The organism is Planctomonas sp. JC2975 (genome assembly GCF_012985205.1).
Taxonomy (GTDB): domain Bacteria; phylum Actinomycetota; class Actinomycetes; order Actinomycetales; family Microbacteriaceae; genus Humibacter.
Map to the genome: position 1 here is coordinate 1,372,200 of NZ_JABEKS010000001.1, position 25,527 is coordinate 1,397,726.

22 protein-coding genes are annotated in these 25,527 nt (G+C 68.6%); 12 read left to right on the top strand and 10 right to left on the bottom strand.

Annotation, left to right across the window (positions count from 1 at the left end):
• Positions 1 to 33: 33 nt before the first annotated feature.
• The 4 genes from HII28_RS06340 (at position 34) to HII28_RS06355 (ending at position 5,537) form a co-directional block, all read left to right on the top strand.
• A complete protein-coding gene (locus tag HII28_RS06340; RefSeq protein ID WP_170024625.1) occupies positions 34 to 447 on the top strand; it encodes a nitroreductase/quinone reductase family protein in 414 nt (137 codons plus the stop codon).
• A 130-nt stretch (positions 448 to 577) separates the two neighbouring features.
• Positions 578 to 3,130 carry a 7,8-didemethyl-8-hydroxy-5-deazariboflavin synthase CofG gene (cofG, locus tag HII28_RS06345; RefSeq protein ID WP_346769213.1) on the top strand — a complete coding sequence of 851 codons (2,553 nt, stop codon included), beginning with the start codon at positions 578 to 580 and terminating at the stop codon, positions 3,128 to 3,130.
• Entirely contained in the window at positions 3,127 to 4,629 is a 1,503-nt protein-coding gene (locus HII28_RS06350; protein WP_170024627.1) for an NAD(P)/FAD-dependent oxidoreductase, read from the top strand. Before cofG ends, HII28_RS06350 begins: the two co-directional genes overlap by 4 nt.
• 86 nt (positions 4,630 to 4,715) lie before the next feature.
• A complete protein-coding gene (locus tag HII28_RS06355) occupies positions 4,716 to 5,537 on the top strand; it encodes an LLM class F420-dependent oxidoreductase (RefSeq protein WP_170024628.1) in 822 nt (273 codons plus the stop codon).
• On the opposite strand, the gene cofE is transcribed toward HII28_RS06355, so the two are convergent.
• Both cofE and HII28_RS06365 read right to left on the bottom strand, forming a co-directional pair.
• Positions 5,534 to 7,138: a coenzyme F420-0:L-glutamate ligase gene (cofE, locus tag HII28_RS20650; protein ID WP_170024629.1), complete on the bottom strand. Its 1,605-nt coding sequence runs from the start codon at positions 7,136 to 7,138 to the stop codon at positions 5,534 to 5,536. The two genes, HII28_RS06355 and cofE, sit on opposite strands and share 4 nt — an antisense overlap.
• On the bottom strand, positions 7,135 to 8,142 hold the full coding sequence (locus tag HII28_RS06365; RefSeq protein WP_170024630.1) for a TIGR03557 family F420-dependent LLM class oxidoreductase: 1,008 nt from the start codon (positions 8,140 to 8,142) through the stop codon (positions 7,135 to 7,137). Before HII28_RS06365 ends, cofE begins: the two co-directional genes overlap by 4 nt.
• 257 nt (positions 8,143 to 8,399) lie before the next feature.
• Here HII28_RS06365 and HII28_RS06370 point away from each other — a divergent pair, with 257 nt between their 5' ends.
• The 3 genes from HII28_RS06370 to HII28_RS06380 all read left to right on the top strand — a co-directional run bounded on the left by HII28_RS06370 (position 8,400) and on the right by HII28_RS06380 (position 10,940).
• Positions 8,400 to 9,467 (top strand): acyl-CoA desaturase, encoded by a 1,068-nt coding sequence (locus tag HII28_RS06370; RefSeq protein WP_346769320.1) that lies wholly within the window; start codon positions 8,400 to 8,402, stop codon positions 9,465 to 9,467.
• A 175-nt stretch (positions 9,468 to 9,642) separates the two neighbouring features.
• Positions 9,643 to 10,497, top strand: a complete 855-nt coding sequence (locus HII28_RS06375) for an LLM class F420-dependent oxidoreductase (protein WP_170024631.1) — start codon at positions 9,643 to 9,645, stop codon at positions 10,495 to 10,497.
• A gap of 2 nt (positions 10,498 to 10,499) precedes the next feature.
• Complete coding sequence (locus tag HII28_RS06380) at positions 10,500 to 10,940, top strand: nitroreductase family deazaflavin-dependent oxidoreductase (protein WP_170024632.1); 441 nt, start codon at positions 10,500 to 10,502, stop codon at positions 10,938 to 10,940.
• Between the two features lie 85 nt (positions 10,941 to 11,025).
• Here the strand turns inward: HII28_RS06380 and HII28_RS06385 are convergent, their stop codons facing one another.
• Positions 11,026 to 11,913 carry a LysR family transcriptional regulator ArgP gene (locus HII28_RS06385; protein WP_170024633.1) on the bottom strand — a complete coding sequence of 296 codons (888 nt, stop codon included), beginning with the start codon at positions 11,911 to 11,913 and terminating at the stop codon, positions 11,026 to 11,028.
• A gap of 71 nt (positions 11,914 to 11,984) precedes the next feature.
• On the opposite strand from HII28_RS06385, the gene HII28_RS06390 reads away from it, so the two are divergent.
• Positions 11,985 to 12,725 carry a LysE/ArgO family amino acid transporter gene (locus HII28_RS06390; RefSeq protein WP_346769214.1) on the top strand — a complete coding sequence of 247 codons (741 nt, stop codon included), beginning with the start codon at positions 11,985 to 11,987 and terminating at the stop codon, positions 12,723 to 12,725.
• Positions 12,726 to 12,740: 15 nt separating this feature from the next.
• On the opposite strand, the gene HII28_RS06395 is transcribed toward HII28_RS06390, so the two are convergent.
• Positions 12,741 to 13,256: an SRPBCC domain-containing protein gene (locus HII28_RS06395; RefSeq protein ID WP_170024634.1), complete on the bottom strand. Its 516-nt coding sequence runs from the start codon at positions 13,254 to 13,256 to the stop codon at positions 12,741 to 12,743.
• A gap of 139 nt (positions 13,257 to 13,395) precedes the next feature.
• On the opposite strand from HII28_RS06395, the gene HII28_RS06400 reads away from it, so the two are divergent.
• Positions 13,396 to 13,869, top strand: coding sequence for a helix-turn-helix domain-containing protein (locus HII28_RS06400; protein WP_170024635.1), 474 nt, complete (start codon positions 13,396 to 13,398; stop codon positions 13,867 to 13,869).
• 8 nt (positions 13,870 to 13,877) lie between these two features.
• Here HII28_RS06400 and HII28_RS06405 read toward each other — a convergent pair whose 3' ends face one another.
• From HII28_RS06405 to HII28_RS06425, 5 genes are all read right to left on the bottom strand, one after another.
• Positions 13,878 to 14,594 (bottom strand): hypothetical protein, encoded by a 717-nt coding sequence (locus tag HII28_RS06405; protein ID WP_170024636.1) that lies wholly within the window; start codon positions 14,592 to 14,594, stop codon positions 13,878 to 13,880.
• A 43-nt stretch (positions 14,595 to 14,637) separates the two neighbouring features.
• Positions 14,638 to 16,869: an MMPL family transporter gene (locus tag HII28_RS06410; RefSeq protein WP_170024637.1), complete on the bottom strand. Its 2,232-nt coding sequence runs from the start codon at positions 16,867 to 16,869 to the stop codon at positions 14,638 to 14,640.
• A 151-nt stretch (positions 16,870 to 17,020) separates the two neighbouring features.
• A complete protein-coding gene (locus HII28_RS06415) occupies positions 17,021 to 20,524 on the bottom strand; it encodes an endo-1,4-beta-xylanase (protein ID WP_170024638.1) in 3,504 nt (1,167 codons plus the stop codon).
• Between the two features lie 171 nt (positions 20,525 to 20,695).
• Entirely contained in the window at positions 20,696 to 21,352 is a 657-nt protein-coding gene (locus HII28_RS06420; RefSeq protein WP_170024639.1) for an NAD(P)H-binding protein, read from the bottom strand.
• 135 nt (positions 21,353 to 21,487) lie between these two features.
• Positions 21,488 to 22,174: a hypothetical protein gene (locus HII28_RS06425; RefSeq protein ID WP_170024640.1), complete on the bottom strand. Its 687-nt coding sequence runs from the start codon at positions 22,172 to 22,174 to the stop codon at positions 21,488 to 21,490.
• Positions 22,175 to 22,328: 154 nt separating this feature from the next.
• Between HII28_RS06425 and HII28_RS06430 the strand changes: the two genes are divergently transcribed.
• Genes HII28_RS06430 through HII28_RS06440 form a run of 3 tightly spaced genes read left to right on the top strand, consistent with a single transcriptional unit; the run spans position 22,329 to position 24,261 of the window.
• Positions 22,329 to 22,724 carry a DUF2255 family protein gene (locus tag HII28_RS06430; RefSeq protein ID WP_170024641.1) on the top strand — a complete coding sequence of 132 codons (396 nt, stop codon included), beginning with the start codon at positions 22,329 to 22,331 and terminating at the stop codon, positions 22,722 to 22,724.
• A gap of 49 nt (positions 22,725 to 22,773) precedes the next feature.
• The gene (locus HII28_RS06435; protein ID WP_240977257.1) at positions 22,774 to 23,772 is read left to right on the top strand and encodes a phosphotransferase; all 999 of its coding nucleotides are present in this window, start codon (positions 22,774 to 22,776) and stop codon (positions 23,770 to 23,772) included.
• 60 nt (positions 23,773 to 23,832) lie between these two features.
• Positions 23,833 to 24,261: a pyridoxamine 5'-phosphate oxidase family protein gene (locus HII28_RS06440; protein WP_170024642.1), complete on the top strand. Its 429-nt coding sequence runs from the start codon at positions 23,833 to 23,835 to the stop codon at positions 24,259 to 24,261.
• A gap of 103 nt (positions 24,262 to 24,364) precedes the next feature.
• On the opposite strand, the gene HII28_RS06445 is transcribed toward HII28_RS06440, so the two are convergent.
• Complete coding sequence (locus HII28_RS06445; protein WP_170024643.1) at positions 24,365 to 25,264, bottom strand: PHB depolymerase family esterase; 900 nt, start codon at positions 25,262 to 25,264, stop codon at positions 24,365 to 24,367.
• Positions 25,265 to 25,527 lie beyond the last annotated feature (263 nt).

Here is a 25,527-nt window from a genome sequence, read left to right on the forward strand (position 1 = left end):
CCTAGGCTCAGCGAAGACCAAAGGAGAGCATCCATGGCTGACCACTCGGGCTACAACCAGCCGATCATCGACGAGTTCCGTGCGACCGGCGGCACGGTCACGCACTTCGGACGCAGCCTCGTGCTGCTCCACCACGTCGGGGCGAAGAGCGGACAGGAGCGCGTGACGCCTGTCGCCGCGCTGAAGTCGGGCCCGGATTCCTGGTTGGTGTCGGCCTCGAAGGCAGGAGCGCCCGAGCACCCCGCGTGGTTCCACAACCTGGTCGCGAATCCGGAGGTCGCGATCGAGACCCCGGACGACGGCGTCGTACCCGTGCACGCGACGGTGCAGCGAGGGCCGGATCACGACGCTGCATGGGCGGAGTTCACGGCGATCTATCCGAGCTTCTTGGACTATCAGGTCAAGACGAGCAGGGTCATCCCGATGGTGCGCCTGACGCGGCACTGAACGGCACGCGGCAGGCGCGGTCACCGGCGCGGGGCCGCGCCGCTAGGCTGGCGGCTGATCCGCTGTAAGGCCCGGGCTGTGGGCCGCATCCTCATTGTCACCGTCGTCCGTTCCGTCGCCGAGGATGTCCGTGCCCGCCGAATTGCTCCCCGCCCCCGAGATCCGCTCCGCCACCAGGCCGTCAGTACCTGAAGACCCACGACCGACGGCGGATGCCATCGCCTCCGCGCTGACCCGTGCCCTGGTCGCGGCCGATTCCGGCATCCCTCCCGAGATGGACGACGCCGAGACCCTGCTGTACGCACGCGATGCCCAGCTCGACGAACTGCTCGACCTGGCCGGTCGGCTGCGCGACGCCGGACTCGACACCGCGGGTCGGCCGGGCGTCGTCACGTACTCGCGCAAGGTCTTCATCCCTCTGACCCACCTCTGCCAGGACCGCTGCCACTACTGCATCTTCGTGCAGACCCCCGGCAAGCTCGCCAAGGCGGGAATCGCGCCGTTACTCTCCGAGGAGGAGGTGCTGGAGATCGCGCGGCAGGGCGCAGCGATGGGCTGCAAGGAGGCCCTGTTCACGCTCGGCGACCGTCCGGAGAACCGCTGGGCCGTCGCCAGAGAGTGGCTGGCGGACCACGGATACGCCTCGACCATCGAGTACATGCGGGCCATGGCGATCCGGGTGCTCGAGGAGACAGGGCTGCTCCCCCACCTCAACCCGGGCGTCATGTCGTGGGCCGAGCTGCAGCGCCTCAAGCCGGTCGCGCCATCCATGGGCATGATGCTCGAGACCACCTCGGTGCGGCTCTGGGCGGAGAAGGGGCAGGCGCACTTCGGCTCGCCCGACAAGGATCCTGCCGTGCGGCTGCGCGTGATCGACGACGCAGGTCGGTCGCAGATCCCGTTCACCACGGGCGTGCTGCTGGGCATCGGTGAGACCGTGCGCGACCGGGTCGATGCGATGTTCGCATTGCGTGCGGCATCCGAGCGCTGGGAGCACGTGCAAGAGGTGATCGTGCAGAACTTCCGCGCCAAGGATGCGACGGCCATGATGCATCACCCGGACCTCGCCGCCGACGAGTATGCGGCAGCTGTGGCGGTGACGCGGCTCGTTCTCGGAGCGGATGCTCGCATCCAGGCTCCCCCGAACCTCACCGATCACGACGAGCTGGCCCTGCTCCTGCGCGCTGGCATCGACGACTGGGGCGGTGTCAGCCCGCTCACTCCGGATCACGTCAACCCCGAGCGTCCCTGGCCGCAGATCGACGAACTCGCACGGCTCACGGCGCGCGCCGGATACCGGCTGCACGAGCGTCTGACCACGCATCCCCACTTCGTGAGACGGGGCGAGCCCTGGATCGATCCGGCGGTGCTGCCGCACACGCGCGCACTCGCGGACGCCGCGGGCCTCGCCGACGAGGCCGCGCCCGTCGTCGGACGGCCGTGGACACTCCAGACGCCGGCAGCGGCGCCGGCAGCGCACCATCACGCCACCGCGAATGACGCGTCGGTGCCCACGCGCGACAGCGCCGGCAGCTTCCGCACGCTGCTGGAGGCTGCTCGACGCGATCCGTCTGGACTCGACGACACGGACTACATCGCGCTGCTGGACGCCGACGGCGCCGAGCTGGAGAGCCTCGCCGCGCTCGCCGACGATATTCGCCGAGAACGAGTCGGCGACGAGATCACCTATGTCGTGAACCGGAACATCGACGCGTCGCTGTTCCGCACAGCGGATGGCCTTCGTGAGGAACAACGGGCACGCTCGGGAGGGGAGACGGGCACCGTCGAGCGGGGGAACGGGCACCCTCGTGAGGAGGAACGGGCACCCTCGGCGGAGGGCTTGGTGCTGACGGCCGAGGTCGTCAGCGCGCTGGCCGACGAGGCCGCGCGGCTGGGGGCCACGGAGGTCTGCGTGCAGGGGCGGATCGATGCGCGGATGCCGGCATCCGCGTACGCAGACCTGGTGCGGGCCATCCACCTGAACCAGCCGCAGGTGCACGTGCACGCTTACCGGCCGATCGAGTTGCTGGACGGAGCCGCCCGGTCGGATATGCCACTGGCGGCATATCTCGCGAGCTTGCGGAACGCCGGCGTCGGGACGGTCCCTGGGACGGGCGCTCGAATTCTGGACGATCGGATCAGGGACATCCTCTCCGGCGGCACGGAGCTGCCGGTCGCCGAGTGGATCGTCACGATCGAGGCGGCCCATCGGGCGGGCCTGCGCTCGACGGCGACCATGGTTTACGGGCACATCGAGACGGCTGCGGATCAGGTGGCGCACCTGCGCACCCTCTCCGCAGTGCAGGGGCGAACGGGCGGGTTCACGGAATTCATCGCGATGCCGTTCGTGCCACAGGACTCGCCGGTTGCCGTTCCAGGGGCGCGGCCGGGTCCGGACCTGCGGGAGTCGCGTGCCGTGCACGCCGTCGCCCGCCTCATGCTGGCCGGCACGATCGACCACGTCCAGGCGGCGTGGACGAAGCTCGGTTTCCGAGGAACGCGTCTCGTGCTCGCCGGCGGCGTCGACGATCTCGGCGGCGTGCTGATCGACGGTGAACTCGCACCGTGGGCGGGACCGGAGCAGGGCCGCGTGCTGAGCGTGACGGACATGCGACGCATCGCGGACGAGGTCGGTCGTCCGCTCGCCCAGCGCACGACGACGTACGAGCCGGTCGGACGATGAGCTCGGCCGAGGCGCGCACGGGCGAGGTCGTCGAGGTCGACACACTCATCGTCGGCGCCGGATTCGCGGGGCTCGGGCTCGGCATCCGATTGCGTCGACGGAACGCGCAAGAGGGCAGGGACGAGTCGTTTCTGATCCTCGAGCGGGCGCACGACGTCGGCGGCACCTGGCGCGACAACGTGTACCCGGGCGTCGCGTGCGACATCCCCTCGCACCTGTACTCGTTCTCGTTCCGCACCAGCGCCGAGTGGACGCACGTGTACCCGAGCGGGTGGGAGCTGCAGGAGTACCTGCGCCAGTGCGCGCGCGAGGAGGGCCTGCTGCCGCACCTCAGGTTCGGCGAGTCGGTCGAGGATGCGCGCTGGGACGAGGCCGACGGCCACTGGATCGTGACGACGACGGCCCGTCGACGGTATCGAGCGAAGAGCCTGGTGAGCGCGGTCGGCCGGCTCAGCGAGCCACGGCTGCCTGCCGCCGGCCGCCTGGACGGGTTCCCCGGCGCCGTGCTCCACACCGCCGGATGGGATGCCGACCTCGACCTGCACGGCGCGCGCGTCGGACTCGTCGGTACCGGCGCATCCGCCGTGCAGGTGCTGCCGCATCTGCAGCGCGCCGCCGACCACGTCACGGTGTTCCAGCGCAGCGCGCCGTACGTCGTGCCGCGCGGCGACCGCGCTTACACCGAGGCTGAGCGCGCAGAGCTGGCCGATCCGGCAGCAAGGGAGCGGCTGCGCGACATCCTGTTCTGGGATGCAGAGGCCGGCTTCCCCGCGCGAATGCGCGAGCCGGCCGCGATCGCCGCGCTGCGCGAGCGCGCAGCGTCTCACCTGCGTCGGCAGGTGAAGGATCCGGCGCTGCTCGCTGACCTCACGCCTGACTACGAGATCGGCTGCAAGCGCGTGTTGCTGAGCGATGACTACTACCCGGCCGTCGCCTCGTCGAACGTGACGCTGGAGACCTCGGCCCTCGACCGGATCGAGCACGGCACCGCCGTCGCGGAATCCGGCGCGCGGTACGACCTCGACGTGCTCGTCTTCGCCACCGGGTTCAACGCCACGCGGCCGCCCTTCGCCGATCTCGTGACGGGACGCCACGGCATCCGCCTCTCCGAGCACTGGTCGGACGGTATGCGAGCGTATGCCTCGACGGTCGTGCACGGGTTCCCGAACCTCTTCGTGCTCGACGGCCCGAACGCGAGTCTCGGGCACAACTCTGCCATCTACATGATCGAGACCCAGCTCGACTACGTGCTCGGGGCACTCGATCACCTTGCGGCCACCCGCATGCCCCTCGACGTGCCGCAGGACGCAGAGGATGCCTATGTCGCGGACATCGACGCCGCTGCCGCCGACTCGGTGTGGCTGAGCGGATGCAGCAACTGGTACGTCGACGAGCGAAGCGGCCGCCTCACGCTGCTCTGGCCCGGATACGCGCACACGTTCCGCGACCGCGTCGGCACGTTCGATGCCGCGGTGTTCGGGGTGCCGGTCGCGGGATGAGGATCGGCTCCGACGCGACCGATCGCCGACGACGCGTCGCGGGCGCTACGGTCGGAACATCCTGACCGCCCGACACCGGGAGAACCATGCCCTTCGACCTCGACCAGCCCGTGAGCATCGGCGTGCAACTCGCGCCCCAGCACGCCGACTACGCCACGATCCGCGACACCGTCTTCCGTCTTGAAGACGCGGGCGTCGACGTGGTCTTCAACTGGGACCACTTCTTCCCGCTCTCCGGCGACCGTGACGGACTGCACTTCGAAGGCTGGACCATGCTCGCAGCCTGGGCGGAGCAGACGGAGCGCATCCAATTCGGCCCTCTCGTCACGTGCAACAGCTACCGCAACCCCGATCTGCTCGCCGACATGGCCCGCACCGTCGACCACATCAGCGCGCAGGACGGACCGGACGGATCGCCCGCGCAGGGCAGGCTGATCTTCGGCATCGGATCGGGCTGGGCGCACCGCGACTACGACGCGTACGGGTACGACTTCGGCACGGTGGGATCCCGGCTGGACGACCTTGCAGAGGCGATGCCGCGCATCCGCCGCAGATGGGAGGTGCTCAACCCGGTGCCGACCCGCAGCATCCCCGTGCTCATCGGTGGTGGCGGCGAACGCAAGACGCTGCGCATCGTGGCCGAGCATGCGGATATCTGGCACAGCTTCTCCGACGCGCACACCCTCGAGCGCAAGCTCGGCATCCTCGACGAGTGGTGCAGTCGGGTGGGGCGCGACGCGTCCGAGATCACGGTCTCGGTCGAGCCCGGCCGTGGAGAGGGCACGGCGGCCTACGACGAATTCCACGCCCTCGGCGCCCGCCTCTTCACCACGCAGATCACGGCTCCCGACTACGACTGGGACCGCGTGCACCGCCTGCTCGCCTGGCGAGACGCCGTGAACGGCTAGATGCCGCGGCCGAGCAGCTGCTGCGTCGCACGCCCGAGGCGGTCGGCGGATCCGCGAAGGGTCGCGACGTCGTCGATGTCCAGGCGCAGCGAGGACCCGGGCGGCACGGTCAACTCCTGATACCCGGCGTCGGCGTGATGCGCGCGGGAATCACGTCCGAAGCGCGACGACACGGCCGCGCCCGGCGCAGCCGTGATCGCCGTCGTGCCCGTTCCGTCGTGGTCGGCGACGAACGCGTACGGATGCCCGCACCGCGCCGCCTCCACCGCGAGGCCGAGAGCAGCGTCGAGGTCGTCGGGCAGAAGCGCCGGCAGGTCGCCGACGAGCACGGCCACGAACGTCCCTGGGTGCGCCGTTCGAGCCGCTGAAACCCCGGCCGCCACGGCAGCGTTCAGGCCCATCGCCGGATCCGGAACGACGGAGTCGACGAGCACGCCGAGAGCGTCGGAGAGCCCGGGTTCACTCGACACAACGACCACGGAGTCCACCGACCGCGACGCACGCACGGCCCGCAGCGTATCCGTCAAGAACGCCGCGGACAGCAGACGCCGGTCGACACCGGGTTCGGCGGCGAACCGCGACTTGGCGCCGACGCCGCCCTTGAACGGCACGACGACGGTCCAGCGCGGTTCGTCGCCGCGCGCAAGGGCGACGCCTGCGGCGAATCCGTGCCGGTATCCGTCGGCGAGCGCCTCGTCCGTTCCGAGGCGGAACATGTCGCCCGGTCCCGTTCGGGTGAGGGAGCGACCGGTCAGGAACGGGTCGGCGTTCTGGTGAGGGATGGCGGCTCGGACCGCGCCGTCGCCGTTCGACGCGCTCCGACCATCCGACTCCCCGTCGCCACCGGACTCGCCACGCTCGCTGAGGGAGCTCGGGGTGGACGCGGAGGTCGTGACGAAGCGCACCGCGCCGCGGACGACGGCGACGGGGCATCCGCTCGCCTTGCCCTTGACGAGGTCGCCCAGCCCGGCGAGCTCGTCGCCCACTGCCGGCTGCGTGACGGTCAGAGGGCGGCCGGCGGCATCCGTCTGTCCTCGTAGGTCGTCGACCACGCGGACGCCTGACGCACCGATCGCGATGTCCGTCTGGCCGATGCGCCAGGCGCGTCCAAGTGTGTCGCTGACGATCACGCCGACCTCGACGCGGAATCGCTCCGTGAAGGCGTCGCGGAGCGCTTGCGCCGAGGCATCCGGATCTTCCGGGAGCAGCAGCACGCTGCCCTCTACGACGTTGCTCGCGTCGACACCTGCAGCTGCCCCGACGACGCCCTGACGGTTCTCGACGATGCGCGTCAGGCCACCGTCATAGGCGCGGGTTGCGACGACTCGGACCGTCTCATCGGTGATCGCCTGTTCGCGGTCGTCTGCGGCGACCAGGCGTCCCTCCGCCTTCGACACGATCTTGCTCGTGACGACGAGGATGTCGCCGCCCAGCAGCGCACGGTCCGGGTGGGCAACGGCGTCCGCACTCAGCGCGTCGCCGATCACGGCGGCGAGATCGGTGCCGGGCACGATCTCGGGGATGCCGGGCACCGCCCAGGCGGCGATCGGACCTGGCGCCTCGACGTGATCGTGCTCCTGCCTCGTGCCGGCCTCCGTCATCGGTGGAGCGCGGGCAGCACGTCGCGCCCGAAGACCTCGATCCACTCCCGCTGGTTGCGGCCGACGTTGTGCAGGTACACCCGGTCGAAACCGAGGTCGACGTACTTCTGGATGGCGGCGCGATGCACGTCGGGGTCGCTGGAGATGACCATGCGGCCCTCGAAGTCCTCAGGTCGAACGAGCTTGGCAATCTGCTCGAACTCGAACGGCGAGCGGATGTCGGCCTTCGGGAACTTCATGCCGCCGTTCGGCCACTCGCGCACAGCGTTCGCCAACGCCTCCTCGTCGGTGGGCGCCCAGCTGAGGTGCAACTGCAGAACGCGAGGCGCGTCATCCGGATTCCTGCCGGCATCACGCTGTCCCTCGTCGAACTTGGCGAAGAGGCCGCTGATCTTCTCCAGCGGCGCGCCGACCGTGATCAGGCCGTCGACGGTCTGTCCGGCGCGCTTCGCCGTGACCGGACCAGCCGTCGCGATGAGGATCTCCGGAGCCTGCTCCGGCATGGTCCACAGCCTGGTGGACTCGAGCTTGAAGAATTGCCCGGAGTGCTTGGTGTCACGCCCGGCCAGCGAGGCCGAGAACAGCTTCTTGATGATGTCGATGGCCTCGAACATGCGGTTGATGCGCTCGGGCGCCTCCGGCCAGTAGGCGCCGACGATGTGCTCGTTGAGCGCCTCGCCGGATCCCAGCCCGAGCCACGTGCGGCCCGGATACATAGCAGCCAGCGTTGCCGCCGCCTGCGCCACGATCGCCGGATGGAAGCGGAAGCTCGGCGTCGTGACGCCCGGCCCCAGATCGCCCTTCGTGCGCTCGCCGAGCGCTGTGAGCACGTTCCAGACGAAGGATGCCTGCCCTTGGGTCGGCACCCACGGCTGGAAGTGGTCAGCGGCCATCACCCCCGAGAAGCCGTGCTGTTCCGCGTGCGCGCTCAGTTCGACGACCTCCATCGGGGCGAACTGCTCGAGCATCGCGGCGTATCCCACCTGGAGTTCACGCGTAGCCATGGACCCATTCTGCCGATCGCGCCGCGAGCCCGTCGAACTGGAACGTGCCCGATCCCGAGACGTCGGAGACGCCGCCCGTGCCGTCCCATTGCCAGCGACCTGCCGGTTTCGGGCGAGTGGACACCCGTAGCATCGCTAGTAGCGATCGGCGATCCGCCCTTGGCACACATCAGCCCCTCGGGCTGCCGATCGGAACGGGCACTCTCATCGCCACATCATCAGCACCCGTCGCCGTACCCGAAAGTCGTCTCGGCGGCATCCGTTCCACCACCGCGACGGGTACCCGGTCCGACGTCGCCGCGTCGTACACCCGGATCTCGCGCCTGGTGAAGAGCGAGAATCTTCTCGCTCGCACCCGCGGCTTCTACGCCATCGTCGCCGCTGCACTCGTGGCCGCGACGGCAGCGGACGTCGTGGGCATGGTGCTGCTCGGCCACAGCTGGTTCCAGCTGATCCTTGCTGGGGTGCTCGGACTGATCCTGACGCAGTTCGCCTTCCTCGCGCACGAGGCATCCCACCGGCAAGTGCTCGGCTCCGGCCCCGCGAACGACCGGCTGGGCCGCTTCCTGGGCACGTTCGTCGTCGGCATGAGCTACGCATGGTGGATGAACAAGCACAGCCGGCACCACGCCAACCCGAACCAGGTAGGAAAAGATCCCGACATCGACGTCGACACGATCTCGTTCCTCGAAGAAGACGCGGCAAAGCGCACCGGGTTGATGGCATGGCTGACCAGGAGGCAGGGATATCTGTTCTTCCCGCTTCTGTCGCTCGAAGGGGTGAACCTGCACTGGACCTCGGTGCGCATGCTCTTCGGCCACGGCGAGGTCAAGCGCCGCAAGACCGAGATCGCGCTCATCGCCGTGCGCTTCGGCCTCTACCTCGGCGCACTGTTCGTGTTGCTCCCGCCCGGCATGGCCGCTGCCTTCCTCGGCGTGCAGCTGGCGGTGTTCGGCATCTACATGGGTGCGTCGTTCGCCCCCAATCACAAGGGGATGCCGATCATTCCGGCCGAGCTGAAGCTCGACTTCTTCTCGAAGCAGGTGCTCACCTCCCGCAATATTCGCGGCGGATGGTGGGCGACGCTGCTCTTCGGCGGCCTCAACTACCAGGTGGAACACCACCTCTTCCCCAGCATGGCCAGGCCTCATCTTGCTCGCGCGCGACTGATCGTGCGCGAGCAGTGCGCCGAGCAATCCGTCCCCTACACCGAGACTTCGCTCGTGCGGTCGTACGCGATAGTCATCGCCTATCTCAACCGTGTCGGCCTCCAGGCCAGAGACCCGTTCGTGTGTCCTGTCGTCGCGCAGTTCCGGCGGGTCTGAGGTTTCCCAGGGTCCGGGAGTTCCACAGTTCTGAGGGTCGGGCCGGCCTGAGTTCCGGCGGGTCTGATGTTCCGGTGGGTATGGAGGTTCCACTCGCTCGGCGACGCGGCCCTGCCGGGGCCTGCTGCGTCGCGCGCAGCCCCACGCCAGGGGATACGCCGCTAACGTGCAGTCCATGGACATCGGCTTCCACATCGCGAACTTCACCTGGGACGTTCCGGAGAACCTTCTCGCTGCCACATTCGCCCGCGCGGCGCGCGAGGCAGAGGCATCCGGCATCAAGCGCATCACGGTCATGGACCATTTCTGGCAGATCGGCAACATCGGGACTCCCGAGAAGCCGATGCTCGAGGGCTACACGGCCCTCGGCTTCCTGGCGTCGCACACCACGAAGGTGCTGCTGCACACACTGGTTACGGGCGTCATCTACCGTGAGCCTGGGATCCTCGCCAAGCAGATCTCCACACTAGACGTGCTCTCCGGCGGTCGGGCAGGACTCGGCATCGGCGCCGGCTGGAACGAGGAGGAGTCCAAGGGCCTCGGCATCCCGTTCCCTCCGACGAAGGAACGCTTCGAGCGCTTGGAGGAGGCCCTCCAGATCTGCCTGCAGATGTGGAGCGATGACGAGGGTCCGTACGACGGATCGCACTATCACCTCGGCCGCACCCTCAACTCGCCCCAGCCGCTCTCCAAGCCTCGCCCGTATCTGATGATCGGCGGCGTCGGCGAGCAGAAGACCCTGCGCTACGTCGCGCGATATGCGGATGCCTGCAACATCTTCGGCTCCCCCGATGCCGCCCACAAACTCGACGTGCTGCGGCACTGGTGCGATGTCGAGGGTCGCGACTACGACACCGTCGAGAAGACCACTACGACGGCGATCACGCCGGACACCGACTTCGACGAGTTCGTCGGGCGCCTCGAGGCGCTGCGCGAATTGGGGTTCACCGCCGCCTATGTGTCGGCGCGCACGCCGGATCCTCTCCACGCAGTGGAGTTCTTGGGACGAGTCGCAGAGAAGGTTGCATAACCATGCCGTTGACGGGTGAATGGGAGCCGGGCACTTCCGGCTGGGCACGCGAACAGGTCGAAGAGTTCGAGGCATCCGATGGCCGCAAGGCCAACACGCTGCGCGGAGTGCCGATCGTGGTCGTGACCATGGTGGGCGCCAAGAGCGGCAAGCTGCGCAAGAATCCGGTGATGCGGGTGGAGCATGACGGGGAGTACGCGGTCGTGGCGTCCAAGGGCGGGGCCGAGCAGCATCCGACCTGGTTCCACAACATCGTGAAGAACCCGAACGTCGAGCTTCAGGACGGCGCAAAGCGCCGCGATTACGTCGCGCACCTGGCAGAGGGCGCCGAACGGGATGCCTGGTGGGAGCGGGCGGTCGCCGTCTGGCCCGACTACGCGGGCTATCAGAAGAAGACCGAGCGGATCATCCCCGTCTTCGTGCTCGTTCCCGTCGAGGTCTGAGCCACCGAACGGGGAAGAGCCAGGGCTCCTCGCCGCAGACATCACCGCCTTCCTCCGCCTCGTGCACTGATCGTGCACACGATCGTCAGCGCAGGTCCGCCGCTCCCGTCATGATCGCCGTGCGCACGCGCTCGAGCACCGCGCTGCGCAGGTTCCACTGCTGCCAGTACAGGGCGACGTCGACGCCACGTCGGTCGAGCACAGTGACGCCGGCCCCGGCGTCATCCAGTTGCCATGTCGGCACCATGCCCCAGCCGAACCCGAGACGAAGGGCCGCGACGAAGTCCGCCGATGCCGGCACCTGCGAGCGCGGCGGTGTCGCGCCCGCGACACCTCTGTCTGTCAGGTAGCTGCGCTGCAGCTCGTCTTCACGGTCGAAGTCCACCAGCGGGGCGGATGCCAGTGCCGCGCGCGTCACCCCGTGCGGGAACCACCTCGAGACGAACTCCGGGGACGCGCACGGAACGTAGCGCGCAACGCAGAGCGGCTCGACCGTGCAGCCCTGCACCGGTGTGGACTCCGACGTGATGGCCGCCATCACCGTTCCGTCTCGCAGGTAGGCGGCGGTGTGCTCCTGATCCGCCCGATGGAACTCGAAGCTCACGTCGCGCAACCCGGCGAGGGCGGGCAGCACCCAGGTGGCCAGCGAATCCGCGTTGACCGCGAGGGGGACGAGCGGGTGAGGAGCACCGGCATCCGTGCCGTCGCCCGATGCGTCGCCGGCCACCTCGGCCGCGAGCTCCGCGGTGAGGGCGTCGATCTGGCGGGCGATCCGGAGCACGGCGGCGCCGCCATCCGTCACCGCCACCGGTTTGGAACGCACCAGCAGCACCCGCCCGACGGAGGCCTCCAGCGCGCGGATCCGCTGACTCACGGCCGACGGCGTGATGTGCAGGGCGCGGGCGGCGGCGTCCAGCGTGCCGTTGGTCACGGCAGCGTCGAGTGCACGCAGTTGCGCGAGATCCATCTCCATCGGAAGTGATGCTAATGCACCTGAAGAAACTGAAGCTGGGCTTCAGCTTGCGATCCGCATAGTCTCGTGCGGTGCCCCCGCTGTCCTCCCCCACGCTCGCGATCGTCGCCGCAGACACTCTCGGCCGCCTCGGCGGCTCCATGTCCGAGCACGTCGTCACTCAGGTCGCGTCCGCCGTCGTCACGCAGGCCGCGCCGACCGCCACCGTGCTGGCGGGGTTCGCATTCAGCATGTCGCTCATCGTGGCGATCGGCGCGCAGAACGCGTTCGTGCTGCGGCAGGGACTGCGCAAGGAGTACGTGCTGCCGATCGTGATCGTCTGTGCGGGGACGGATGCCCTGCTCATCACCGCCGGAATCGCCGGCGTGGGGGCCATCATCCTCGCCGCTCCGTGGGTACTCGTCGTCGTGCGCTGGATCGGCGTTGCGTTCCTCGTGATCTACGGCGTGCTGGCGGCGAGGCGGGCGATCCGTCCCGGTGAGCTCGATCCGGCATCCGGATCGGGTCCCGCCGGCCTGTGGCCGACGATCGCCGCCTGTCTCGCCTTCACCTGGCTCAACCCGCACGTGTACCTGGACACCGTCGTGCTGATGGGGACCGTCGGCAACGGATACGGGGACAACCGCTGGTGGTTCGCACTCGGCGCCGCGTTCGCCAGTGCCGTCTGGTTCACCGCCCTCGGCTTCGGCGCTCGGGCGCTGCGCCCGATCTTCCGCTCGCCTGTCGCGTGGCGCCTGCTCGACGTGCTCATCGCGCTCATGATGTTCGCGATCGCCATCACGCTGGCGGTGGAGGCGATCACAGCGCACTAGGCGCCGCCGCCGCGATCATTCGGCGAGCGCGATGGCTTCCTGCACGCCTCGGTGGAGCGCCTCGTGGTCGTCGGTGGAGAGGTCCTCGTCGCCCCCGAAAAGGTAGGGGCGTCCCTCGCCCGTCTCGATGAAGTCCTTGAGGCTGCCGTTCACGAACATGCTCCAGGCGCTCGAGCACGAGTCGTAGCACTCCACTTCCGGGGAGAGTCCTTCGTGGGTGAATGTCACGCGGGCCCCCTCCTGGGACTCCGCGATCTCGAAACGCACGGTGCTGCCGTTCCACTCCTGCTTGTCCTCGATGTAGTCGAGGTAGCTGCCAGTGACCAGCCAGGCGATCCTTCGGTCGGGCACGATGTCGGTGACTCGGAATCCGCTGTAGTGCAGCCCCGGGACCACGTAGACGAACTCGTCGCCCACCGCGGTGGTCGAGCCGGTGATGCGACCCCACCATCCCGAGACGTCGTTGATCCGCTCGAACGCCTGATGCGCTGTGGCATCCACGGTGACCGTCGTCGTGTAGTCAGTGCTCATGGCCGTCTCCTTCGTCGAGTCCTCGTCGCGAGCCCGGCGCATCCGGCGGTCTGGAATCGAGCCGCGGATGCGCCTGCTTGCGTGATGCAAGTGAGACTAACTCCGTCCGCTTGCATGACGCAAGTGTTAGCGTCGGATCATGTTGGGAAAGAACTACGACTCCCAGGTGTGCTCGATCGCACGATCGCTCGAGCTGGTCGGCGAACGGTGGAGCCTGCTCATCATCCGCGATGCCCTGTTCGCCGGAGTGACGCGATTCGGGGACTTCCAGCACAACCTCGGCATCGCGACCAATGTGCTCGCCTCCCGGCTCGACGCCTTCGTCGCTGCCGGCATCATGCAGCGGGATGCCGCGTCCGACTACGTGCTCACCGAGAAGGGTCGGGCCCTCGCGGTCGCGCTGATCGCGCTCACCGAGTGGGGCGACGGGTGGGCGTCTCCGATCGAGCCGCCCATCCTCTATGAGCACAGCAGATGCGGAGCCGCCGTCCATGCCATGGCCGTGTGCGAGACCCACGGTGCCGTCGATGCTGACGAGGTCTCGGTGCGGATCGGGCCAGGGATGCCTGCCGAGTACCTCGCGAACCGTCGCGGAGGATCTGCGGCACGGTAGCCGCTCCGCTACGGCTTCGCCCCGTTCGCGAACGACCCGTGCAGCGTGATGTCGCGGAACTCCGTGGTCTTCACCACCGCTTTCACGGCGGCCAGGGTGGCGTCGTCGTTCGGACTCACGTCGATGGTGAGCTGTCCGTAGTCGATCCGGCCTGTGTAGGGAATGCTCACCGACAGCGATTGCACTCCGGGCGTGGTCGCGAGCACGAAGAGGCCCTGGGAGACACCGAGCGAGTTGTCCTGATCGACGTTGCCGTCGAAGGTGCCCGTCCAATTCTGCCGCGTGGCGATCCGGCCGTTCGTCGCGGGGGTCTCGATCGCGAGGTCGATGCCGGTCCATCCCACGTCGCGCGCGAGCGTCCTGGTGACGGCAGCGGTCTGCCTGGCCGTGGCATCCGCCGACATCGCGACGGCGAACGATGCGTGGAACGAGTGCTGTTCCACGGGCGTCGGGCGGGCCCCGTCCTTTCCCTTGATCAGGATGAACGACTGGGAGAACGTGACCGCCTTCGTCGCGGAGGCGACGGCCGGCAGGGCGCGAATGTCTGCAAGCGCCCGGGTGAGCTCTCCTGAGACGGTCGGATCGAGGGTCGGCGTGGCGGTCGGCGTCGGCGTGGCCGATGACGCGTATGCGCCACCCATCGGGAGGCCGGCCCGCGCCGTGCAGCCGGCGAGACATCCGCTCAGCACGAGGACGGTGACAGCTGCCCACCTTCTCGAACGCATGCGCGCCATCCTACGGAGTCGGCTGCAGCCGGCTTCTCGCGCCTCAGTCCTCGGCGATGCCGATCTTCGCGTGCAGGCGCTTCGCCCAGCGCGGCGCCCACCACATGATGCGTTCCTGCCACGTCATGAACGCGGGCACCAGCAGGCAACGCACGAGGGTGGCGTCGATGAGCACCGCGAAGGCGAGCGCCACGCCGAGCTGCTTGATGATGAGAAGGTCGCCCGTGGCGAATCCGGTGAACACCACGATGATGATGAGCGCTGCCGACGTGATGATGCGTCCCGAGCGCTGCAGGCCGAGCGCGATGGACTCCCGACCGGAGGTGCCGGCGTCCACCCGCTCCTTGATGCGGCTCAGGATGAACATCTCGTAGTCCATCGCCAGCCCGAAGCCGAACGCGAGGGTCAGCACCAGCACGATCACGTCGACGCCGTACACGTGATCCGCATCGAAGCCGAGGATGCCGGCGAATGCGCCGTCCTGGAAGCCCCAGACCAGCAGGCCGAGGGATGCGCCGAGAGAGAGCGCACTGGCCACCAACGCCTTCAGCGGCACGACGAGCGACCCGGTCATGAGGAACAGCAGCACGATCGTGCCCACGGCCACGATGAGGATCGCCCAGGGTGCGCCCTCCGCCAGCGAATCCGCGAGGTCAACCGTGCCGGCGTCGATGCCCGTCACCCAATGCCGGAACGCCGGTGGACCCGCGCGGATCTCGCGCACCACGCCGACGCCGTTCCGCGCATCCAGCGACACCCGCGCGGTCCACGAGTCGCCGGAGCGCTGCGGATCCTGCACCGACGTGACGTTGTCGAGCTTGCGCACGTCACCCGACCAGGCGACCAGGTCGGCGCGCGTTGTGGTGACCAGCTGCACCCGCGCTGGGGCGGCATCCGGGAACCGGTCGGTGAGGGTCGTCTCGAACGTGTACTCGCTGGATGCACGCGGCACGGCGTCGATGCTCGTGTTGGCCAGCAAGAGCGTGATGACCGGGCTGGCGAGCACGAGCAGGACCACGACGACGCCGAGCGTCACCAATGCCGGACGCCGCTGCACGCGACGCGTGAGCCGCGAGAAGAACCCTTCGTCCGGCGCCACGTCGCCGAACCGGATGATGTACCTGCCGAGCAGCGGCAGCCGGGTGAGCGCGCCGGGCTTCAGGAGCTTGCGTCCGGTGAGCCCGATGATCGCAGGGATGAGCGTGGTGGCCGAGAGCATCGCGACCATCGTCACCGCGATCGCCGCGATGCCCACCGCCCGCACGAACGCGGGCTCGAAGACCAGCAACCCGAGACTGGCGATCGCGAACGTCGTGCCGGAGAACAGCACGGTCCGTCCGGCGCGATCGAGGGCTATGGCCACCGCGGCGAGCCGGGTCGCGCGGTCGGCCGCATCTGCTCCACCGGCGACGGATGCCCGGTATTCCTCCCTGAACCGGCTCACGACGAGCAGGCCGTAGTCGATCGAGAGGCCGAGGCCCACGGCGGTGATGACGTTGATCACGGTGTTCGCGATGTCGGTCCAGTACGTGAAGGCCATCAGGACGCCGAGCGAGGTCACGATGGATGCCCCGGCGCCGATCAGCGGCAGCCCTGCAGCGATGAACCCGCCGAACACGACGAGCATCACGATCAGCGCGATGGGCAGCGCTACCGTCTCCCCTCGCCTCAGGTCGTTCTCGGAGATCGCCTGCAGGGAGTCGGTGAGCAGCTGCGTGCTGCCGACCTCGGCGGTCGCACCAGGGTGAGCGGCTCGCAGGTCGGAGGCGGCGTCATCCATCAGTCGTTGCACTCGATCGACGGTGGCCTGCGACGCCGAGCGGCCGTCGGCTCCCGTCACCGTCGCCGTGATGAGCACCCCTTTGCCGTCCGCCGCAATGAGCGACGCCACCTGCGGATTGCGGATGCCGCCTGGCACCGCGAGCGGATCGACCACCGCCGTGTGCGGCAGCGCGACGAGATCCTGCGCGAGCCGCGTCGTGCGGGCCGCCACCTGGACATTCTCCGGGTCCACGCCGTAGATGAGCAGCGTGGTGGTCTTGCCGGATGCCGCGGCCAGCCGATCCGATCCTTGCGAGCTCTCGCCGTGCACCTGCGGTACGGATCCGGCGAGCCGGTCGAAGAGGTTCTGCCCGCCGATGCCGCCGAGCGCCGTGGCGGCGGTGGTGCCGACGACGATCAGCCAGACCACGAGCGTGAGCCACGGATGCCGCGCGGCGGCCGCGCCCATTCTCCCGATCGGTCCGATGCGTCGTTGGACAGTCGGCTGCGTCATCCTGCCTCCACCAGAAGCGCCTCCCACGACTGCGTGACCCGACTGTGACTGCACGACCGACGCGCGAACGACGGCCCCAGACACCACTGTGCCTCGCCGCGCGACACGGCGGCGAGGCACAGTCTAGGTCGGTAGAGGTAAGAGGCGAGCGCTACTTCGTCAGGCTCAGGGTCACCTCCTGGGTGGTCGCGGATCCCTGCGAGTTGGTGAACACCGCGCGGAACTTCGCGCCGTTCCAGCCAGGCGTCGCCTTCACGTTCAGCGTTGTCGACGTCGCGCCGTCGATCGTGACCCACTTTCCGCCGTTCGTGAGGCGTTGCCAGGTCACGGTCGGGTCGGGGCTGCCGAGCGCCGCGGCGCTGAAGGCGACAGTGGCGTTCTTCGTGGCTGCGACGTCCGTCGGCTGCAGCGTGACGACCGGGGCGAGCTTCGCCGGGCCGCCGAGCTCTGCGACACCCCAGCGCGAGGTCGTCTGGTACGCCGACCCGGTCTGCTCCGCCCAGCCGAAGTTCGCCGTGCGGGCTCCGTTCGTGCCGTCGTTGACCTCGTAGTCCACGCCCTCGAACGTGCCCACGCCCGTCGAGTCCTTCATGTCGATCCGCGCCTCGACGATGTAGCCGGTCGAGGTGCGCGAGGTCGCGCTGGTCAGTCGAGCCTGCTGTGCGCTCTCGGCGTCGCCGGCACCGAACGACACGGCGTTGTCGACGCTGATGCGCATCTGTGCGTCATCGGCCCGGTAGGAGCCGTTCTTGGCGTTGCCCAGGTCGGTGAAGATCTCCACCGAGTCCTGCTCGTACGCGTTCGGGGATGACACGTCGATCGTCGGATCGGTGACGTCCGCCAGCACGTAGAGGTAGCCGTCCTTCCACAGCTGGTAGACCGTGGCCCGAGCGCCGTCCGCGGATCCGGAGAGCAGCTTGCTGGTGGTGACGCTGGACGCCTCGGCCCACACCGGGTCCTTCGTCCCGTCGATGACGGGCGCGACCGAGGCCTCGGGAATCGTCGTGAAGGACAGCGGCTCGACGAGCTGCAGCGTGCCGAGCGAGCCCGGCGTGTTCCAGTCCTCCACCGCGGAACCGTTCGTGACCGTCACGTCGAACTTCGGCGTGCTCGATGCGGTGAGGCCTGCATCCGGAAGGTTCACCACGGCGCTCCATCCGCTCGAGGTGGAGGCGACCTTCGCCACCACACCCGTGCCGGTGACGGTACCGTCACGGTTCACGGTGGCCGTCTGCGTTCCGTCGCCCCACGCGAAGCTCGCCTGGTCGGTCGCGTCGCTCGACGAGTCGGTCACCGACACGTAGGCCGTGAGGTGATCGGACGTCCAGCGGAGCTGGAATCCGGCGTCCCCGTTCTGGCCGATGGGTACCAGCGGCAGCCTCTGCCATTCGAGGGCGCCCGTCGGGTCGGTGCCGGTGGCATCCACGTCGTCGGCGCTCTGCTGGAACACGATGTCCGTCAGCTGCTTCGCGGGCAGCGCCTGGTCGGTCACGCCGTAGTACGCCGGCTTGGCCTGCAGGTCGTCGTCGAACAGGAGCGGCGCGCCGGAGCTGGCGCGCCAGCTCTGACCGTCGGTGAGGCCCCAGACCGTTGCGGAGAAGATGCTCGCTCCCGAGGTCGCCTCGCTGCGCAGCATGTCGAAGATGCCCTTGTCGTAGTAGCCCTGGTCGATCTCGTTGGCCGTCGTCACAGGAGTGCCGGTCGGCACGTCGAGCTCGGTCACCGCCTGGTAGAGCGCGTGGCCGTCGGCCGTCTGGATGCCGTTGAACGCATCGATCGCGTCCTTCAGGCTCGACAGCGGAGTCGAAAGGGTGACGTGGAACTGGTGTCCGATGCCGTCGACGGCCACGCCGGCCGCGATCAGGTTCTTCACGAGCTCCATCACGCGAGCGCGCTTGCCTGCCTGCTCCGTGTTGTAGTCGTTGTAGAACAGGGCGATCGGATGCGCCGCCGAGTCCGCAGCGAACCCGCCCTGCGCTGCCGGCTGGTTGAAGTACTTGTTCGCGTCGTTGAACGCGTCCGCGATGTACTCCGATCCGAGCACCTGGTACCAACGGCTCTGCCGCAGGTCGTCCTGATCGTCCGCGTTGTCGGACACGGCCTCGTTCACCACGTCGAACGACACGAGCGGATTGGTCGAGCTGCCGAAAGCGCCGAACTTGGCGGAGAGGTACTGGGCGACATCCTTGATGTGGGTGTCGAGACGAGCGCGCAGGATCGCCTGATCGGCTGAACTGCTGGTCAGCGGCGTGCTGTCGGTCGGTGACACGTCGAAGAACCACGCAGGCGTCTGCTGGTACCAGACGAGGTTGTGGCCGTAGACCCGCAGCTTGTTCTGCTGTGCGAAGGTCATCAGCGCGTCGGCATCGGCATTCGTCGTCACGAAGTTCCCGTTCGCGTCGTACCACGACTCGGGCTTCATCGAGTTCTCGGGGGTCACCTGATCGAAGTGCTTGACCAGCAGCTGGCCAGGAACTCCGGTGATCTCCGGGTCGCTCACAGCGGCGCCGACGGGGAAGGGCAGCGTGTCCTTGATGGGCGTGATGTCCTGCACCGAAAGCGCGCTGGGCACGGTGACCGACAGGTCGTCGAAGTACAGGTCGGACGTGTTGCCGATGGGATCGCTGCTGGAGTACGTCGTCTCCAGGTACAACAGTGCGGAATCGCTCTGCGCCGGCATCGTGAACTTCTGGTCGACACTGACCCAGCCGGTGTCGGACATGTCCGTGAACTGTCCGAGTGTCGAATACGTCGTCGACGTGCCGACCGTGTTGGCGAGGCTCAGCCAGACGTTGTCGGTCGGCTGTCCGGCGCCGAACTTCACCTCACCGGTGAACTCGTAGGTCTGCCCCGGCTTCAGCAGGCACGTGACGTCGTGGGCGACGCCCTGCCCCTGATCCTGCCGAGCGGATGCCTCCAGCGCGCCAGCGCTCCCGTTCGCACCGCCTGCAACTATGCCGACCGTTGCTGAGCCCTTGCCGTCAGCCCGCGCGATCCAGCCGCCCTGGTCTCTGCTGTCGAAGTTCGAGCCGACGACCGTGTCGCCCGACGGATACGTGCACGTCGAACCCGATCCGCCGCTCGTCGTCTGGCCGGTGATCGTGATGTCGTCGATGAGCACGTCGGGATACGTCGATCCGCCCGTGTCGAGGTACACCTTGCCGGATGCCGTGCCCAGCGATGTCGGCAGCGTGTAGCTCCCGGTGATCGTGGTCCACGAGTCGGCGGTCAGGGCACCGTCGCCGGAGATCCACGAGTACGTGCCGTCGTCGACCGTGAAGTGCACTCCGCCCGCGGGCTGCGACGCGTCGGCGAGCCGTGCCTCGAACGTGTACGTGTAGGCGACACCCGGCGTGACCAGCGTCGGCAGAGTGGTGAGCTGGATGCCGTCGTACGCGTGCGTGCGGCCGGACACCTTCAGCGACTTGCCCGTGCCGTCCGGACTGTCGACGACGGCGAGGGTGGCGTTGCCGTTCTGCGTCCACGGCGCGTAGCTGCCGTCGTCGAAGTTCGTCGACAGCACGGTCGTCGTGTCCGCGGCATGGGCGGGGGCCGCCACACCGCTTCCGACGATCGAGGCGGCCAGGACTGCCAGCGCTGCCCCTCCGACCGCCACGGTGCCGGCGACTCCTCGCCGGCGTTTGATCATTCTCATGTCGCTCCTTCGCGCACGATCGGATTGCGCCGCGCTGTTCCGGATGTCGGGCTGGAACAGCGGCGCGAGGGCGATCTTAGGGACGCGAAAGGGGCCCCGTACAGGGGGAACGACGAATTTGTCGATTAATCGACCAAAATATTTCCGAGCGGCGACCCGGCGTCGCCCGGATCAGTGTCCGACGGTGAATCGGCGGTTCTGATGTGCAGGCGTCGCGAGTTCGTCGACGAATGCCAGGGCGAAGTCGGGACCGGAGATCTCGGAGGATCCGTCGGACTTCGTCACGAGCACGTGCCCGCCGACACGATAGGCGCCGGTCTCCTCCCCCGGTGCGTAGCTGCCGTAGAGGGCCGCAGGGCTCACATAGAACCAGCTCAGCGCGGCGTCATCCGCACCGTGCTCCTGCTCCAGCCACTCCAGGATGGTCGCATGCGTCGTCGCCTCGGGCTTCCAGGCCTCCTGGAACTCCGGGGTGTCGAACAGCCGCGGTCCGCCGTCGGAGACGTACGAGCTGCCGGCACCGCCGACCACGCCCAGACGTGCTCCAGCGGCGGCAGCGGCATAGGCGATTCCCTGGAGGGCGGGCACCAGCACGCTGGTGCCGTCGTCGGTGACCGCGTGCACCGCGAGAACGAGGGCGTCGGCTCCAGCCGCGAAGCGCTCGACCGTCGCGGCATCGGCATACGAACCGGTCACGTACTCGACGCCGTCGATCGGATCCGTCGGCTCATTGCGAGACAGCGAGCTCACCTCCCAGCCGCGCTTCAGCGCCTGAAGCGCGATGTTTCCGCCGGTGTACCCCGTGCCTCCGATGATCGCGATCTTCATGTCGTTGGGCTCCCGCCTCGCTGGTTGGATGGTTCCGTCGTGTGACGCCGTGCGAGAGAACCGCCTGCGGCGCCCGAGAATTCCCGGCGCCGCCACCTGTTGATCGACCCGTGCTCCGCCCGGGCCCGGGAACCTCTACGAGTGAGCGGAGCCGCCGGCCACGGTCAGCAGCACCGCGTCGGACACGCCGTTCCACTCGCCGATCAGGGACGCGTGGCCACGCGCAGCACCCGCCGCATCCACGGCGTTCGACGTCTCGAGGCGCCGGAGCACGGTGACCTCCAGATCGCCCCAACGCGAAACGGTCGCCGTCGCGTCGGAGGCGAGCCGTGCATCCGCCCCGGGTTCCTGCGCTCCGCTCAGCACCGCCGGCAACACGGCCGCAGGATGCCCGCTGCCGTGCACGTGCGCGTCGCCCGGCTTGGTCACCGGCACGCCGTCCTCCTCGTAGTGCTGCTCCACCTCCGTGCCGCCCGTCGCCGCCGCGCGAACGACCTCGGAGAGATACACCGGATCGGCCGGACCGTCGTAGACCCATCGTGTGCCGAGCACGCTGTGCTCCATCGTGCCGACGAGCGAGTTCTCGGCGCCCTCGAGCGGCCCGTTCCGGTACGTCAGCGGCACCTGGAGCACGTGGTCGCCGGCACCGACGAGCAAGGTCTCGACACCGACCTCGCCTGCTGGGTCGTCGAAGCGGAACGACGCGATCCTGGTGAGCCCGCTCGCATCGGCGTCGGCGGGCCAGAACGGCTGCGACGGGAGCCAGGCGGCGACCAGATCGAGTTTGGACGGGGTGAGCTGGGCGTGATGGAGGAGGGCCATGCGCCAACCCTGACACACCTCCACTCGGGACACCCTTTCCTCTACTCGGGGCACCCTTTCCCACCCCTCGCTTCCTCCGACCCTTCCCTCGCGCACCGCGCCCATCGACTCGCCGTCCCTGGTCCATCTCCTGGCACGCTCGTACGCTGAAGGCATGAGCGCGACGTGGAATCCGGACGAGCTGCAGACGATCGCCGACGAGGACGAGGTGGTTCTGGCGTCCCGCCGTCCTGACGAATCGCTCGGCATCGTCACGACCATCTGGATCGTGCGCGTCGGCGACGATGCGTACGTGCGGTCAGCGTTCGGATCCGGCAACCTCTGGTACACGCGGGCGAAGAAGGCCGGAGCAGGACACGTCACGATCGGCGGCATCTCGCGTGACGTGACCATCGAAGACGCCTCGGCCGATTCGGATCATCCCGCGGACGACGAGGCGATCGACAACGCGTATCACGCCAAGTACGACGCCAACTACCCGCAGAAGTACATCGAGCCCGTCGTGGACGCCGCCTCGCACGCCACGACGCTGCGGCTGATCCCGGCGTGATGCACGCGGGCTCGACGGCGGCCGCCATGACACAGAGGCGGAGGCCGGCATGACGGATGCCGCGGTCGGCCCCGTCTCCATGCACGACGGGCAGCTGCACGTTGACGTCCCGATGGTCAGCGGCCTGATCGCCCGGCAGTTCCCGCAGTGGGCGCGTGAGCCAGTGTGCTTCGCTCCCGGATCCGGCACCGTCAACGCCATCTTCCGGCTCGGTGACGCTCTGGCCGTGCGCCTCCCGCTGGTCGTCGACGACCCAGATGCTGCGCTCGGCACCCTGCGACGCGAGGCGGATGCGGCGCGCGAGTTCGCGGCATCCACCCGGGTCCCGGCCCCGACCGTCGTCGCCGTCGGCGAACCGGATGCCGACTACCCAGGGCCATGGAGCGTCGCCACGTGGATCGACGGTGACGTCGCGACCGAGGCGAGCGTCTCGGACTCCGCTGCCTGTGCGCGCGACATCGCCGAGCTGATCCTCGATCTCCGATCGGCGCCCACCGGCGGCCGCACGTTCGCGGGAGTCGGCCGGGGCGGCGATCTCACCGGTCAGGACGGATGGATGCAGACCTGCTTCGCCGAAAGCACCGGCCTGGTCGATGTTCCGGCCCTCCGCGCAGCCTGGGCCGCGCTTCGTGCTCTGCCGAGACGCTCGGCCGATGCCATGTCGCACACCGATCTCATCCCGGGAAATCTGCTGATCCGCGACGGGCGCCTGGCCGGCGTGCTCGACGTCGGCGGCTTCCAGGCAGCGGACCCGGCCCTGGATCTCGTCGTGGCCTGGCACCTGTTCGACGAACCGGCGCGCGAGGCGCTGCGGCACGGTGTTCGAGGGCAGGGTGTCGAGCGACGCGGGGTGCGAGGTCGGGCGAGGGACGGCATCCGTCAGTCCGACGACGACGAACGGATCGAGTGGGCGCGCGGCGCGGCGTGGGCGTTCGCCCAGGCGATGGGCCTGGTGTGGTACTACCGGGAGAGCAACCCGGTGATGAGCGCGCTCGGCCGCAGCACGCTCGAGCGAATTCTGTCATCCGACGTGCTCGACACGCTCTGACACGCATTCGAGTGCACCTGGTAGACGGCACGGTGTCGTGACGATCGAACGGAGTCGACGATGGAGTTGAACGACAAGCAGCGCACCTTCCTGGAGAGCCACCACGCAGCGGCGATGATCACCATCGCCAGGGACGGCATCCCGAAGGCCGTGCGCGTGGGTGTCGCACTGGTCGACGGCCGGCTGTGGAGCAGCGGCACCCAGGAACGCGTGCGCACCCGGCGACTTCGACGCGACCCGCGGTGCACGCTCTTCGTTTTCGATCAGGCGTACTCGTTCCTCACCATCGAGGGCACGGTCACCCTGCTCGAGGGAGCGTATGCTCCGCGCGACAACCTGCGCCTGTTCCGCGCCATGCAGCACCGGCCGGCTGGCCCGCTGAATTGGTACGGGGAGGAGCTCGACGAGGATGCCTTCCTCACGCGCATGGCAGACGAGCACCGGCTCATCTACGAGTTCGCACCGACGAACGCGTACGGCCCGGCCTGACCGTATCTCCGACTCGCCCTGAGGGCATCCGACCCGGCCTGAACGGGTCGGCTCGTGCGGCGCTCGGGCGCGTCCCGTCGACGGCAGGTCGGCAGTGCGGCGCTCAGTGGCTCGACCGCGTGCCGGCGATCTCGAGGAACTCCGCGATCTCGTCCGCGGCGCTGAACTGGTGCGATGTGCGTCCCATCAGGATCGGCGCCCTGGCATGGCCCGGCACGGTGTGGCCGCCGCCGTGCACCGTCATCAGGCGCACCGGCTGGTGTCCGTCCAGCGCCCAGTCCGTGACCGTGACGGTGGTCTTGTCGCGATCCGCAGCCGGCAGGTCGCGCACGACCGGATCCGCGACGATGCCGTTCTGCACGGCCGAGTGCTCGGCGCTCTGCACGGCGGACAATCCCAGCCCGCGCGGCTTGAGCCCCCAGAGGCTCGCGACCCCGCCTTCGTACGGCACGAGCGGATCGGACGTGCCGTTGATGTAGAGCATCCGCAACGGACCAGGGCGCGCGTCGGCGAGCAGGAAGTTCTCCGGCGCTGGCACCGTGGCACCGATCGTCGCGGCACCGGCGAAGCGCCCCGGAACCTCGTGAGCAAGACGGATCACCAGTGCACCGCCGTTGGAGAATCCCACGGCGAAGGCCCGCTCGGCATCCGCGCCGAGGCGGTCCGCTGCCCAGCCGATGGCCGCCAGCACGAACGCGACGTCGTCGTACCCCTCCAGCCGAGCGGCGAAGTCGATCGAGGTGCGGGCGTCGTTCCAATGCTTCTGGTATCCGTCGAGGTACAGGAGCACGGCGCCGTCACGCGCCGCGAAGCGGTCGAACTCGCCGCCGGCGAAGCGGCGCAAGCCGTCTCCGGTCTGGTTCGATCCGTGCAGCGCGACCACGATGGGTGCGCCGGGACGGATGCCCGCGGAACGCACGACGAGCATCCGTCGCACGTGCTCGCCCACCGGCAGCTCTACGCGCTCTTCGACAAGCAGCGCGGCATCCGCTCCAGTCGTCATGACCCTCCTCATCCGACTCACCACGCTAGACGGGATGCCCTCAGCGGGAGGAGCGCCGAGCAGAACGAGATGGCGGCCGGTCTCGCCCGAATACTGTGCTCGCCGGGCGATGACGTGCTAGCGTCCCCGTTGATCGTGATTCTTCTGGCCAGGAGGTGAGACCCATGAACGCTGCATCTGTCCTGGGTGCTCCCCTGCGGTTCACGGTCCGCGGCTGATCAGAAGTCGCCGGGAGCGCCGCATTCGGCACTCACGAAAGGCGA

What these genes read in the sequence shown, in the direction of transcription:
- HII28_RS06340 (WP_170024625.1), top strand. Translation starts at nt 34, where the DNA reads ATGGCTGACCACTCGGGCTACAACCAGCCGATCATCGACGAGTTCCGT.
- HII28_RS06350 (WP_170024627.1), top strand. Translation starts at nt 3,127, where the DNA reads ATGAGCTCGGCCGAGGCGCGCACGGGCGAGGTCGTCGAGGTCGACACA.
- HII28_RS06355 (WP_170024628.1), top strand. Translation starts at nt 4,716, where the DNA reads ATGCCCTTCGACCTCGACCAGCCCGTGAGCATCGGCGTGCAACTCGCG.
- cofE (WP_170024629.1), bottom strand. Translation starts at nt 7,138, where the DNA reads ATGACGGAGGCCGGCACGAGGCAGGAGCACGATCACGTCGAGGCGCCA.
- HII28_RS06365 (WP_170024630.1), bottom strand. Translation starts at nt 8,142, where the DNA reads ATGGCTACGCGTGAACTCCAGGTGGGATACGCCGCGATGCTCGAGCAG.
- HII28_RS06375 (WP_170024631.1), top strand. Translation starts at nt 9,643, where the DNA reads ATGGACATCGGCTTCCACATCGCGAACTTCACCTGGGACGTTCCGGAG.
- HII28_RS06380 (WP_170024632.1), top strand. Translation starts at nt 10,500, where the DNA reads ATGCCGTTGACGGGTGAATGGGAGCCGGGCACTTCCGGCTGGGCACGC.
- HII28_RS06385 (WP_170024633.1), bottom strand. Translation starts at nt 11,913, where the DNA reads ATGGAGATGGATCTCGCGCAACTGCGTGCACTCGACGCTGCCGTGACC.
- HII28_RS06395 (WP_170024634.1), bottom strand. Translation starts at nt 13,256, where the DNA reads ATGAGCACTGACTACACGACGACGGTCACCGTGGATGCCACAGCGCAT.
- HII28_RS06400 (WP_170024635.1), top strand. Translation starts at nt 13,396, where the DNA reads ATGTTGGGAAAGAACTACGACTCCCAGGTGTGCTCGATCGCACGATCG.
- HII28_RS06405 (WP_170024636.1), bottom strand. Translation starts at nt 14,594, where the DNA reads ATGCGTTCGAGAAGGTGGGCAGCTGTCACCGTCCTCGTGCTGAGCGGA.
- HII28_RS06410 (WP_170024637.1), bottom strand. Translation starts at nt 16,869, where the DNA reads ATGACGCAGCCGACTGTCCAACGACGCATCGGACCGATCGGGAGAATG.
- HII28_RS06415 (WP_170024638.1), bottom strand. Translation starts at nt 20,524, where the DNA reads ATGAGAATGATCAAACGCCGGCGAGGAGTCGCCGGCACCGTGGCGGTC.
- HII28_RS06420 (WP_170024639.1), bottom strand. Translation starts at nt 21,352, where the DNA reads ATGAAGATCGCGATCATCGGAGGCACGGGGTACACCGGCGGAAACATC.
- HII28_RS06425 (WP_170024640.1), bottom strand. Translation starts at nt 22,174, where the DNA reads ATGGCCCTCCTCCATCACGCCCAGCTCACCCCGTCCAAACTCGATCTG.
- HII28_RS06430 (WP_170024641.1), top strand. Translation starts at nt 22,329, where the DNA reads ATGAGCGCGACGTGGAATCCGGACGAGCTGCAGACGATCGCCGACGAG.
- HII28_RS06435 (WP_240977257.1), top strand. Translation starts at nt 22,774, where the DNA reads ATGACGGATGCCGCGGTCGGCCCCGTCTCCATGCACGACGGGCAGCTG.
- HII28_RS06440 (WP_170024642.1), top strand. Translation starts at nt 23,833, where the DNA reads ATGGAGTTGAACGACAAGCAGCGCACCTTCCTGGAGAGCCACCACGCA.
- HII28_RS06445 (WP_170024643.1), bottom strand. Translation starts at nt 25,264, where the DNA reads ATGACGACTGGAGCGGATGCCGCGCTGCTTGTCGAAGAGCGCGTAGAG.